Source organism: Ulvibacterium marinum (assembly GCF_003626755.1).
Taxonomy (GTDB): domain Bacteria; phylum Bacteroidota; class Bacteroidia; order Flavobacteriales; family Flavobacteriaceae; genus Ulvibacterium; species Ulvibacterium marinum.
On record NZ_RBCJ01000003.1, the window covers coordinates 378,093 to 390,304 of the forward strand.

11 protein-coding genes are annotated in these 12,212 nt (G+C 40.6%); 6 read left to right on the top strand and 5 right to left on the bottom strand.

Annotated elements, in window-relative coordinates; all coding sequences use genetic code 11:
* Positions 1–47 precede the first annotated feature (47 nt).
* Positions 48–722: a tRNA (adenosine(37)-N6)-threonylcarbamoyltransferase complex dimerization subunit type 1 TsaB gene (gene tsaB, locus D7Z94_RS14660; RefSeq protein WP_120712355.1), complete on the top strand. Its 675-nt coding sequence runs from the start codon at positions 48–50 to the stop codon at positions 720–722.
* 7 nt (positions 723–729) lie between these two features.
* On the opposite strand, the gene D7Z94_RS14665 is transcribed toward tsaB, so the two are convergent.
* From D7Z94_RS14665 to D7Z94_RS14680, 4 genes are all read right to left on the bottom strand, one after another.
* Positions 730–1,566 carry a mechanosensitive ion channel family protein gene (locus D7Z94_RS14665; protein ID WP_120712356.1) on the bottom strand — a complete coding sequence of 279 codons (837 nt, stop codon included), beginning with the start codon at positions 1,564–1,566 and terminating at the stop codon, positions 730–732.
* A gap of 86 nt (positions 1,567–1,652) precedes the next feature.
* On the bottom strand, positions 1,653–3,689 hold the full coding sequence (locus tag D7Z94_RS14670; protein ID WP_170158847.1) for a thioredoxin domain-containing protein: 2,037 nt from the start codon (positions 3,687–3,689) through the stop codon (positions 1,653–1,655).
* Between the two features lie 146 nt (positions 3,690–3,835).
* The gene (locus D7Z94_RS14675; protein ID WP_120712358.1) at positions 3,836–4,036 is read right to left on the bottom strand and encodes a dodecin family protein; all 201 of its coding nucleotides are present in this window, start codon (positions 4,034–4,036) and stop codon (positions 3,836–3,838) included.
* 70 nt (positions 4,037–4,106) lie between these two features.
* Entirely contained in the window at positions 4,107–5,009 is a 903-nt protein-coding gene (locus D7Z94_RS14680; protein WP_120712359.1) for a NifU family protein, read from the bottom strand.
* Positions 5,010–5,130: 121 nt separating this feature from the next.
* On the opposite strand from D7Z94_RS14680, the gene D7Z94_RS14685 reads away from it, so the two are divergent.
* Positions 5,131–6,123 (top strand): PorP/SprF family type IX secretion system membrane protein, encoded by a 993-nt coding sequence (locus D7Z94_RS14685; RefSeq protein WP_120712360.1) that lies wholly within the window; start codon positions 5,131–5,133, stop codon positions 6,121–6,123.
* 71 nt (positions 6,124–6,194) lie between these two features.
* On the opposite strand, the gene D7Z94_RS14690 is transcribed toward D7Z94_RS14685, so the two are convergent.
* Positions 6,195–7,367, bottom strand: a complete 1,173-nt coding sequence (locus D7Z94_RS14690) for a vWA domain-containing protein (RefSeq protein WP_120712361.1) — start codon at positions 7,365–7,367, stop codon at positions 6,195–6,197.
* 245 nt (positions 7,368–7,612) lie between these two features.
* On the opposite strand from D7Z94_RS14690, the gene D7Z94_RS14695 reads away from it, so the two are divergent.
* The 4 genes from D7Z94_RS14695 to fabD all read left to right on the top strand — a co-directional run bounded on the left by D7Z94_RS14695 (position 7,613) and on the right by fabD (position 12,169).
* A complete protein-coding gene (locus D7Z94_RS14695; RefSeq protein WP_245967212.1) occupies positions 7,613–9,787 on the top strand; it encodes a histidine kinase in 2,175 nt (724 codons plus the stop codon).
* Positions 9,787–10,515 (top strand): LytR/AlgR family response regulator transcription factor, encoded by a 729-nt coding sequence (locus D7Z94_RS14700; protein ID WP_120712363.1) that lies wholly within the window; start codon positions 9,787–9,789, stop codon positions 10,513–10,515. Before D7Z94_RS14695 ends, D7Z94_RS14700 begins: the two co-directional genes overlap by 1 nt.
* Before the next feature lie 137 nt (positions 10,516–10,652).
* A complete protein-coding gene (locus D7Z94_RS14705) occupies positions 10,653–11,165 on the top strand; it encodes a gamma carbonic anhydrase family protein (RefSeq protein WP_120712364.1) in 513 nt (170 codons plus the stop codon).
* A 119-nt stretch (positions 11,166–11,284) separates the two neighbouring features.
* Positions 11,285–12,169 carry an ACP S-malonyltransferase gene (gene fabD / locus D7Z94_RS14710; protein WP_120712365.1) on the top strand — a complete coding sequence of 295 codons (885 nt, stop codon included), beginning with the start codon at positions 11,285–11,287 and terminating at the stop codon, positions 12,167–12,169.
* The last annotated feature ends 43 nt before the right edge of the window (positions 12,170–12,212 follow it).

Below are 12,212 nucleotides of genomic sequence, written 5' to 3' on the forward strand. Positions count from 1 at the left end.
AAAACCTAACGGGTCTTTTTGGAAATCCACCTATCTTTGCTCCCGTTATGGCAGTAATCCTAAATTTAGAAACGGCAACGACCAATTGTTCCGTAAGTGTTGGGGAGAATGGCAATATTCTTGCGCTTAAGGAAGACAATACACCAAACTATTCACATTCCGAGCAATTGCATGTTTTCATAAAGAATGCTCTGGATACAGCTTCGCTGTCATTTTCTGATTTGGATGCCATATCGGTTAGCAAAGGCCCTGGTTCATATACAGGATTACGAATTGGAGTTTCTGCCGCCAAAGGTCTGTGCTTTGCTTTGGATATTCCTTTGATTTCCATTGCTACATTGGAAAGTATGGCCCATCAGGCAAGAATGGAGTCTTTTGATTTTATCATTCCTGTGTTAGATGCTCGGCGAATGGAAGTTTACTCGGCGGTGTTCGACGCAAATTTTAATCAAATTAGGGAAACAAAGGCCGAAATTATTACGGAAAGTTCGTTTGCCGAATATGTGAAAACCGGTAAAACCCTGCTATTAGGCCCAGGTGCTAAAAAGTGTGATGAAGTTCTCAGTCACGCTAACTTTGTTTTTATGGACTCTATAATTCCATCAGCTAAGGACATGAACAAACTTTCCTTTGCAAAATATCAAAAATCGGTGTTTGAAGATGTGGCCTATTTTGAACCGTATTATTTGAAGGATTTCATAATTCAAGGGAAAGCTACTTAGGATTCAATCATTTTTTAAAAGTTTCCGACTTCATATGAATATCCCGTTGTGGGAAGGGAATTTCAATCCCTGCTTCATCAAACCGGAGCTTTATTTCTTCCATCACGTAAAAATGAGCCGCCCAAAAGACGTCATTGTCTGCCCAAAAACGTAGCGTGAGATTGACGGAACTATCCGCCAATTCCCCAACATATACCTCAGGAATAGGATCTTTTAAGATGTTTTCATTTTCCGAACATATTTGTAACAGGATATCCTTGGCTTTTTTTATGTTGGACCCGTACCCGATGCCAATATCTATTTTGTCCCTTCGCGTGCTTTCCGCATTATAATTAATAATGTTGTTATTGCTCAATTGCCCGTTCGGGATAATAGCCACCTGGTTGCCAAAGGTGTTGAGTTTTGTGGTAAATATGGAGATTTCCTTTACGGTACCGTCTACACCCTGAGCCGAAATAAAGTCCCCCACCCTAAAAGGTTTGAACAATAGAATTAGAACTCCTCCAGCAAAATTGGATAACGAACCTTGTAGGGCAAGGCCAATGGCAAGACCAGCTGCGCCGACCATAGCGACCAAGGATGATGATTTAACCCCTAGTTGTGTAATGACCAATACAAATAAGAGTAGTTTCAGCGCAATGCTTATGAAACTCTGTAAAAAAGTTTCCAAAGCCTGGTCATAATCCTTTTTCTGGAAGAATTTACGGACCATACGGTTGATAAACTTTATTATCCATAATCCCACAATTAGAATAATAATCGCCATGAGGACATTTGGTAATATATCCCAGATCCAGTTTATTGCTTCATCAATGTGCTTTTGCCAATCCGTAAATTTTTCCATTTTTATAGCTTTTTGGTTTTCCGAAACATAAAAAAAAGCGAATATCCAATCAAAAAGAAAGGATTAAACTAGTGTTAATATTAATTCTAAAATTGTATTTGGGTCAAAACCTCTTTTGATTGCAATACAGGTAGTTTGCATGAACCATGCTCACAAACATAATATAAGGTTTCTTTTGGTTTAAATCTATTTTGTAATAACATCAATTTACTATCTCTTTTTGCTGCGGCCAAGACTATATTGGGTAGATAAGAGGCGTACAATTCTTTCGCCTTTTCTTGATATTGTTCTCCCACAACGGCCACCTCGTAAAATGGATTGTTAAAATATAGTGCCAGTTGCATCCAATTGGCATGGCTTTGTGCGTTTTTTTCGAAGTTTCCCTGAATGTTTTTAAGCATTTGTTGGGCAATATCTTCATAGTTGGCCTCAAAAAGGATTTTAGATAATCTAAACAGATTCTTGGCCATTATGGAATTGGATGCCGGGATAACATTATCTGAGGTTTCCAAGGTTCTACGAACAAGTCTAGGTTCTTTCCGGGAAGTGAAAAAGAACAGACCACTTACCTCATCCTTAAAGTTTTCAAGGCAATAATCAGTCAATTCCTGGGCCCTTGACAACCATCTCTCCTCAAAGGTTGTTTCATAAAGGCCAATAAATGCATCAATAATGGAGGCATAATCCTCTAAATAGCCATTAATAGTACTAATACCATTCTTGTGATTATGATAAAGTCCACCATCTTCCTTGGTCAATTCCGATTCAATAAACTTGGCATTTTTTAAGGCCAAGTCCAGGTATTCTTTTTTGCCAAGATATCTGTAGGCGTCCACCAAACCTCTTAACATAAGGCCGTTCCAAGAAGTAAGGATTTTATCGTCCAATCTGGGCCTATTTTTTTTACTGCGTCTATTTTCCAAAAGCTGAAGGCAATTCGCTATTACTGTTTTCAAATGCTTTTGATCCGTGCCGTGTTTTTTCGCGATTTCCACATCAGTCTCATCACGTATCAATACATAGTTCCCGTGCTCCCAATGCCCATAACTATTAATATTGAAATAATCCTTAAACACTGGAAAGTCTTTTCCCAAGATTGATTTCAATTCATCCTCTTGCCAAACATAATAAGCGCCCTCCTCCAGACCACCACTTTCGTTGATACTATCGGCATCCAGGGAAGAATAGAACCCGAAATTTTCTGCCATCAATTCCTTTTTTACAAATTGGATGGTTTTTTCGACAACACTTCTGTAAAGCTCATTTTGCGAGGAGGCATAAGCCTTTGCATAGAGGCTTATTAACTGTCCATTGTCATAGAGCATCTTTTCAAAATGGGGCACATGCCATTTGGCATCTACGGAATATCTGGAAAATCCACCACCAACATGGTCAAAAATTCCGCCCCAGGCCATCTTGGTAAGGGAGGTATTTACATAATCCAAGATTTCTTGGTCCTTTTCTACCGTACCGTAATGCAACAGGAAATTAAGGTTAACAGGCATCATAAATTTAGGTGCTCGCCGATAACCGCCCATTTTTTTGTCAAAAAATTGTGACCATTGCTTTATGCCCACGCCTAAATCTCTGGAATTGATGATATCCAGATTCGATTGATTCTCGACCAAATTTATCGCTTGCAGGCCCTCGACCAGGTTTTGGGCATATTCCAAAACCTTCGAAGGGTTCTTTTGGTACAGATCGTTTAATTGTTCCAATACTTTGATCCAGTTGTCCTTTTTTACATAAGTGGCGCCCCAAAAAGGTCTACCATCCGGTAATGCGACGATGTTTAGGGGCCAACCGCCGCTTCCGGTCATAATCTGGATGGCATCCATATAAATTTGATCAATATCCGGGCGTTCTTCCCTGTCTACCTTAATATTTATGAAGTTTTGGTTCATAACTTCGGCCACCTCTTCATCCTCAAAACATTCATGCTCCATAACATGGCACCAATGACAGGCGGCGTACCCGATGCTTATGAGCAACAATTTATTTTCTGTTTGGGCCGTCTTAAGGCTTTCCACATTCCATGCTTGCCAGTTCACCGGATTATGGGCATGTTGCAATAAATAGGGGCTTGTCTCATGAATTAGGGCATTGGTATACGTATGGGTCATCTGTTGGGTTTTTTGGGCAAGCCCATTTAGGGTAAAAAATAATAATAGCAAATATCTAAAGAAAGACATATCCAAAGGTAGTGCAAACAGGGTATAAAAAACGCCCGCCTATTGGCGAGCGTAGTTACGTATATAGTAAAAGATACTTACTTTACCTCAAAGGTGATTTTTACATTTACCCTATATTCCTTTAGTTTTCCATCGTCTACAGTAGCACTCTGCTCGTTAACATATACCGAACGGATGTTCTTTACAGATTTAGAGGCTTCCGCCACTGCTTTTTTTGTGGCATCTTCCCAACTTTCATCGGAGTTTGCCAATACTTCAATAACTTTTAAAACTGCCATAATGATTGTGTTTTTAAATTCTATTAAAGTTAGGGAATATTAGTTGGAATTAAATATCCCTTGTCAAAAATCAACCATTTAGGGCAACGACCTCGTTGACCTTATCCCCCATCATATTTTTAAGCATAGTCTCAATCCCATTTTTTAGGGTATAGGTAGAAGATGGACAACCGCTGCATGCCCCTTGCAGGATTACGTTCACGGTCTTGCTTTCTTCCTCATAGGACTTAAAAAGAATATTCCCCCCATCACTGGCTACGGCCGGTTTCACATATTCCTCCAAAATATCTATGATTTGCAGGGAAGTGTTATCCAAATTTTCCTTTACTTCCTGTTCTTTTGGTGCGCTACCCAATTTTATGGCATGTGCATTTGGCGTTACGGCTTCTTTTCCGTCCGCGATAAAATCCCGTATAAACTCTCGTAGTTCCATGGTAATTTCATCCCATTCCGCCATTTCGTATTTGCTAATGGAAACATAATTCTCGTCCAGGAACACTTGTTTTACAAAAGGGAAATGAAATAGTTGTTTAGCCAGTTCGGATTCCGTTGCATCATCAATATTTTTAAATTCAAAAGCCTCAGGGACAATTCTTCTGCTCGCCACGAATTTCATTGTAGAAGGGTTAGGAGTAACCTCGGCATAGACGGTTACGGGAACTTTTTTTCCAATAGCTTCTTCCAGGACAACGGGCTCTCCCGCATTCAGATATTCCACCAATTGCTGGGCCACCTCGTCCTTTACATCCTCCCATTCCACAATATCAAACCGCTCCAAGGCTATAAAGTTTCCGGAGATATAGACAGTTTTTATAAAAGGAAGGTAAAATAGCTGCTGGGCCAGTGGAGATTTTTTGGCTTCGTCAATGTTTTTAAACTCATAGTTATTCCCTTGGGTGAGGTTTTGATTTGTCTCAAATTTTAATATGGTCGGATTTTGAGTGGGGACTACGGTAATGGTATACTCTTTCATTGCTACTAATTTTTTTCAAAAATACAACCATTTTCTCGGTATTTGCATATATAATAATGTAGCGTTTCGTTCGTTATATGTTATATTTAGTCGATATTAATTCATATCCCCCCCAAATTTGATGAAACTTCGCTTACTGCCTTTGTACTTCTTTCTTGCTTTTGGCCTTAAGTCATTTGCCCAGGAAGGGATTCCCGTATATTTTGATTACTTATCTGATAACTACTACCTTGTATACCCCTCTATGGCAGGCATTGGGGAAGGTGGAAAGATAAGGGGCACTATAAGACAACAATGGTTTAGTGTGGACGAAGCTCCCAATCTCCAGACCTTGAATGCCCATTTTAGATTGGGTGACAGTAATAGTGGGGTTGGAGCCATCTTCTTTAACGATGCCAATGGATATCATTCCCAGACAGGTTTAAAGTTGACCTATGCACATCATTTAAAGTTAGGAGGCGATATCCGATATCTCAATCAGTTGTCCTTTGGACTTAGTGGAGGTCTAATTCAAAGTAGTTTGGATGAGACGGAATTCCGTTCCGTAATCCCTGATCCGATTATTACGGGAACAAGAAATAGTGTCAGCTATTTTAATATGGATTTGGGCATGTCCTACAGTCTTATGGAATTTTATGCCCATTTTTCCGTACTTAATGTCTTGGGTTCAGGGCGTGATTTATATACGGCTATAGAGTTCGATAACCTAAGACGATATCTAATTTCCGCAGGATATGTTTTTGGGCGTAACGAATGGCAATATGAGCCTTCAGTGCTATTTCAATTGACTGAATTTACCGAGGAAAGAACCATCGATATCAATGCTAAGGTATATAAGGATGTAAGCTTTGGACGTATATGGGGCGGTCTATCCTACAGAAGAAGTTTTGATGGGGCCCAGTTCCAGACCGATGGCAGTTTTGGTGAGCAAAGGCTACAACTGATCACTCCGATTATAGGTGCCAATATCAACAACTTCATGGTATCCTATAACTATTCCTATCAAATGGGTGACATCCGTTTTGACAATGGCGGGTTTCACCAGATTACGGTTGGTTATGATTTCGGACAATCCGAAAGGCGCTACGATTGTTATTGTCCTGCAGCCCAGTAAGATCGTAAAAGCAGAAACGCCTCACCCATTGTGAACCAATGAATAAGACGTATTTTTAAAGTCCTATCTTATTACCATTTATAATTCTTTTGGGCCGCTTGCTTTTCAATAGCTTCCAACATGGCCCCTTCCAAATTGTCCTTGGAATTTTCCTTTCGGTTTTTTGCTATGTAGATTTCTCGTTTGGCATTGAGTTCCTGAATTTCTTTTTGGATTTTTTTTCGCTCTTCCTTTTTTTTCAGGATATAGGATTCAATTTCCTTTGAGGTTTTGTTTTTTAATTCGGAAGGCAATTCATCTGAATTGATATTACCTAACGCTACGGTTCCTTCAGCATAGGCATCCACCAAATCCCATTTAGAATTTTTATACAATCGGGAACTTTTGCTCACGGCACGCTTTACAGCCACCGCTTCTTCCATTTCCATGGCATTATCATCTTGATCGAGTTGAATCTGTATTTTTTTCTTTCCAAGAGCCCCATAGGAGATATACGTTTTGTTTAATTTGGAATTTAATTTTATGATTACATCGTCATAGGGGGTATCTATATGTACCACCCTTCTATTGTGATCAATGGCCGTATACTCACCGCCGGTTAGGGTTGCTCCGTGCTTCCATTGGGTATGGATTCCCTGTTGGTAGTCCCCACAAAAGATAGTATTTACGATTACATCTTTTTCCTTCGCATTGATTGCGGCATCTTCATAGTTTAATTTTCCTTGGGTAAAAGGCTCGTTTCCCGCAATGAACATCATTTTAAGATTATCCGGATTTTTACCCCAATCCAATTGCCCTAATGCCGTTTGGATAACCTTTCCGCAATATTCCTCTCCTCCGTTTGTGGTAAGGGAAAATAATTTTTCTGAAATTTCATCGAGATCGTCGCTAAAACCTAATACTTGCTGAATATAACCTTCCCTGGAAGAAAGATTGTCGTTCCCGTATTGGTATAGGGCAATTTGAAGATTAGGTGCACCTTGATTTCCACACTTGGCATGGGTAAACTTGTTTACAATATCCCATAGTTGTGCCTTGGCCTGATTAATAAGTCCGTCCATGCTATTACTCGTATCCAACAGCAACGCGATTTTTACGGTATTGTTAGATGGCTTTTCCTTGTCCAGAACAGCTTGGGCTATAATGGTCTGCTTATTTAGGCTATTTTTTTTGGGTTCGCATCCATATAAGGTTATAGCAAAAAGTGATAGTCCTATTCCGAAGAGTTGTTGTGCAAATTTCATTTCGATTTATTTTTGGATTATGGTCTAAAACTAGATTCAAACTTTTCCTTAAAAAATGGGGAATGAGTAAAATGGTTTTTTGAATGCGTGAAGTGGTCATTTGATCGATCAAAGGGCCAAAACAAACTCTTTTAAGTCTTGTTTTTGGGATTTTCCTGTTTTTCAGTACCATTTAGATCCCCTAAGTTTACAGGGTATAATAGAACCACATGCGAAGCAATCCGTACATAACGTTTTTGTTTCTGATGCTTTTTTCCACCGTACTTCCTCAAGTAAGTGGGAACTCTGTGCAGATGAAAATAGAAGGCTCGGTAAAGGGCAGGGAAACAGGTGTACCTATATCCGGTGTTGAGGTTTCCACAAATACTGGGGAGTATACGTTGACGAACGCTTTTGGTGAATTTGCGATAAATGCCCGTATTGGAGATGAACTCGTTTTTTCAAGTCCTGAGTTCAAAACGGTACGTTATACCATTGCCAGCAGCGAGGATGTGGATGTTTTGGTGGAGGGGTATGCCGGAAATATTAAAAATACACGAAAAAGCAGCTCTTCAAATGGGGGAATACCCGCACATCGAACCCTTTTGGATTCGGCAGACCTATACAAAAAAACTGATATTGAAAAAAGTATCGACTTCATTGCACAATCTATTTCCAGATTGGGTAAGCGGGGAAATAAAAAGGAATTGGCTCGATCGCTCACCCTGCTGGGAGAAGTATACCTATACCATAGACAATATGATTTGGCCATAGACAATCTTAAGGATGCCAATGAGGCCAATAAGACCGTAAAAGCCTCTCTCTTATTGGGCGAAGCCTATCTGAGAAACAAGGAATTCGATGCAGCGAGGGCCACGCTTTTACCTTTGCTAAAGATAAAGCAATTGGAGCCGTATCGAAAGACTGAGCTTTACGAATTTTTAGGGGATGCCTTCCAAGGCCAGAAGCAGTTGGATAGGGCTATCGCCTATTATGAAGCGGGGTTGCAAGTCGCCAAAAAAAATCAGATTACCCCAAAGATGACAGACCTCACTTCCAAAATTGCGGATGCCTATGCAAATGAAAACCGGACCATTGAGGCGGAAGGCTTTTATGGCAATTCCTTGGAACTTGCCAAACAACAAGCACCCCAAAGGGCTATTCAGGAGAAAGAAAAAGTCGCCGATTTTTACAATAAAAAAAACAGATATGACGAGGAAATTCAGCTGCGCAAAAAAACTTTGAATGAACTACTGGAAATTTCGAGCCCTGTTGTAGATAATGGCAACTCAGTTTTAACTAGAGTGCCGGATACCATTACTTCACAGCGTATCAATTATAAGATTGCCAATGCCTACATTGCTCAGGACAAGTATGATGAGGCCCTTCCCTATTTGGAGCGCAGTATCGTTGAGGCAGATTCCGAGGATGATCTGGTGGTGCAGAAGGACGCCACACGAAAATTGTCAGAAATCTATAAGTATAAGGGTGATTATTCCAGGGCTCTGGAAAGTTATCAAGAGTATGTGGCCTTGGTAGATACCCTATACGTACGTAAGGAACAAGAAATTTCCAGGGCCGCAAGGTTCAATCGGGAGGTTGCCGCCAAACAAAGCAGGATTACCGGACTGGAGCAGGAACGTGAACTTTCCCAAAGCAAATATGATTTGGCCCTTACGGAACAACAATTGATCCAGGAGAACAATAAACGACAAAAATGGATTATCTATTCCTTGATTTTTGGGATAATCCTTACCGCTTTGGCCGCCTTTTTCTTTTATCGAAGCAATCAACAGCAGAAACTGGCCAATAATTTACTTGCTTTAAAATCGTTGCGCTCACAAATGAATCCCCATTTTATATTTAATGCGCTAAATTCCGTGAATAACTATATAGCAAAGAGCGATGAACGAAGTGCCAACAGATATTTAAGTGAGTTCTCCACTTTAATGCGTTCCGTGTTGGAGAATTCCGAGGAAGACTTCATCCCGCTTTCCAAGGAACTGGAATTATTGGAACTGTACGTTAAACTGGAACATTCCCGTTTCCCGGACAAGTTTGACTATGATATAGTTGTAAGCGATCACTTGGATATCGAATCCTATCAAATTCCACCTATGCTACTTCAACCCTACATAGAAAATGCAATTTGGCATGGCTTACGCTATAAAAAGGAAAAGGGGTACTTAAAAATACATTTAGAACAACAGGATAAGGAGACTTTGGAAATAACTATTGCGGACAATGGGATAGGAAGGAAGAAATCGGCCGAGTTGAAGACCAAAAATCAAAAAAAGCAGAAATCCAAGGGTATGGGAAATATTGCTAAGCGGATTGCCATTTTAAACGATATGTACAAGAATAGAATAGCGATTCATATTTCGGACTTGAATACCGACGGCACAGGCACCCAAGTGTCCTTCAACCTAAAAAAGAAGTAATGGAGATCAATGCGATTATCGTGGAGGATGAGGCAAGTAGCCGGGAAATCCTTAGGAATTATATAAACAAGTACACCAAGGAAGTTAATTTAAGGGGAGAAGCTGCGTCTATAAAAGAAGGATTGGACTTGATAAAAGAACACACATTGGATTTGGTTTTTTTGGATGTGGAAATGCCTTTTGGTAATGCGTTCGACCTTTTAGATAAAGTTCCCGAGCGCACATTCGAAACGGTTTTTGTCACTGCCTACGACCACTATGCCAAGGATGCACTGAACCAACATGCGGCATACTATCTGATGAAGCCTATTAACATTGATGAATTGATCAAGGCTGTGGATTATGTGAGGGAAATAAAACAACGCGAGGCCTATTTGGAAGATCGGGTGCTACAGCCCAAGCTTAAGGGGGTAAAAGGAAAAATTACTTTGCCCCAGCAGGACGGTTTTCAGGTGTTGAACGTATCGGATATTCTATATTGCAAAGCGGACGATAATTACACCGAAATCTATTTGGAAAACAAGAAGATATTGGTGAGCAAAACCTTAAAGTACTTTGAAGAGGCCCTTTCGGATTTTTCCTTTGCCCGTATTCATAAGTCCTTTTTGGTCAACGTCAATGAAGTGGTCAAATATAGAAAGGGCAAAGGAGGTAGCGTAGTAATCTCAAATGGGAAGGAACTTTTGGTCTCGGCCTCTAAAAAAAGGGAATTGTTGTCCTATTTTTGATAAAGAATGGAGGTTCATTAGCTACACTGATTTTTTCTTTTCACCAAACACCAAACACCAAACATGTCATACTGAGCAAAGTCAAAGCATCAAATTACAAAACTCAAAACCTAACACTTAACATTTAACGCCGAATCATGCCAATAATAAAGACCATTAATGGAAAAACCCCGCAGATAGGGAAGGATTGCTTCATTGCAGAAAATGCGACCATAGTTGGCGAAGTACATATGGGCGACCTTTGCAGCATTTGGTTCAATACCGTGGTTCGTGGGGACGTTCACTACATAAAAATGGGGAATAAGGTAAACATTCAGGATGGTGCCATTATCCATTGTACCTATCAAAAATCGCCTACTACTATAGGTAACAATGTCTCCATTGGTCATAATGCTATAGTTCATGGCTGTACTATTAAAGACAATGTATTGGTAGGTATGGGGAGTATCATCATGGACGATTGCGTAGTGGAAAGTAATAGTATCATTGCCGCCGGCGCCGTTGTCACCAAGGGTACCCATATACCCTCCGGAAGCGTCTTCGCAGGCATGCCGGCCAAAAAAATTAAGGACATAAGCCCTGAATTAAGTTCCGGGGAGATAGATAGGATTGCCAACGCCTATGTAAAGTATTCAAGTTGGTTCAAATAATGCTTCAACAAACCTGTTTAGAGGGTTCGGGCACAGTCCCTGTGGTAATCCAAAAAACCAACAATCCAAATTAACCAACAATCTTTAATTCCTATATTTGTGGGGTCAAAACATAAATTATGAACGCACACGTATTTCCAGGTCAGGGAGCTCAATTCGTGGGAATGGGCTTAGATCTTTATGAAAAATATCCCATTGCCCAAGAAATGTTTGCACAGGCCAATGATATTCTCGGTTTTTCCATTACCGACATTATGTTCGAGGGTACTGTGGAAGATTTAAAACAAACCAAGGTAACCCAACCCGCTATCTTTTTACACTCGGTCATTTTGAGCAAGGTTATGGGAGAAGACTTTAAACCTGATAGCGTAGCCGGACATTCCTTGGGAGAATTCTCGGCTTTGGTGGCCAATTGCACCCTAAGTTTTGAAAACGGGCTTCAACTGGTCTCACGAAGGGCTATGGCCATGCAAAAAGCCTGTGAATTAAAACCAGGAACCATGGCCGTGGTGTTGGGGTTGGACGATGCAACAGTGGAAAAGGCATGCGCCGAGATTTCCGGAGTTGTAGTTCCTGCAAATTACAATTGCCCAGGTCAGTTGGTCATATCCGGGGAGGTTGATGCCATAAATGAAGCTTGTATACAACTAAAGGAAGCTGGTGCTAGGAGAGCCATGGCATTGCCTGTTGGGGGGGCATTTCATTCCCCATTGATGGAGCCTGCAGGAGAGGAGTTGGCGGCGGCCATTGAGGAGGCTACATTTAACGATCCAAAATGTCCTATTTACCAGAATGTTAGCACTACTGCAGTTACCGATCCATCGGAGATAAAGAAAAATTTGATTGCTCAATTGACGGCACCGGTAAAATGGACCCAGAGCGTACAGAATATGTCCAAGGACGGCACTTCCAAATTTATAGAAGTAGGCCCTGGAAAGGTATTGCAAGGTCTGGTAAAAAAGATAGCGCCGGATGTGGAAACCTTCGCAGCCGAAACGCAATAGCTCAAGTTTGCCATTGAATTCGGTATTTCATCCGAAAAACACC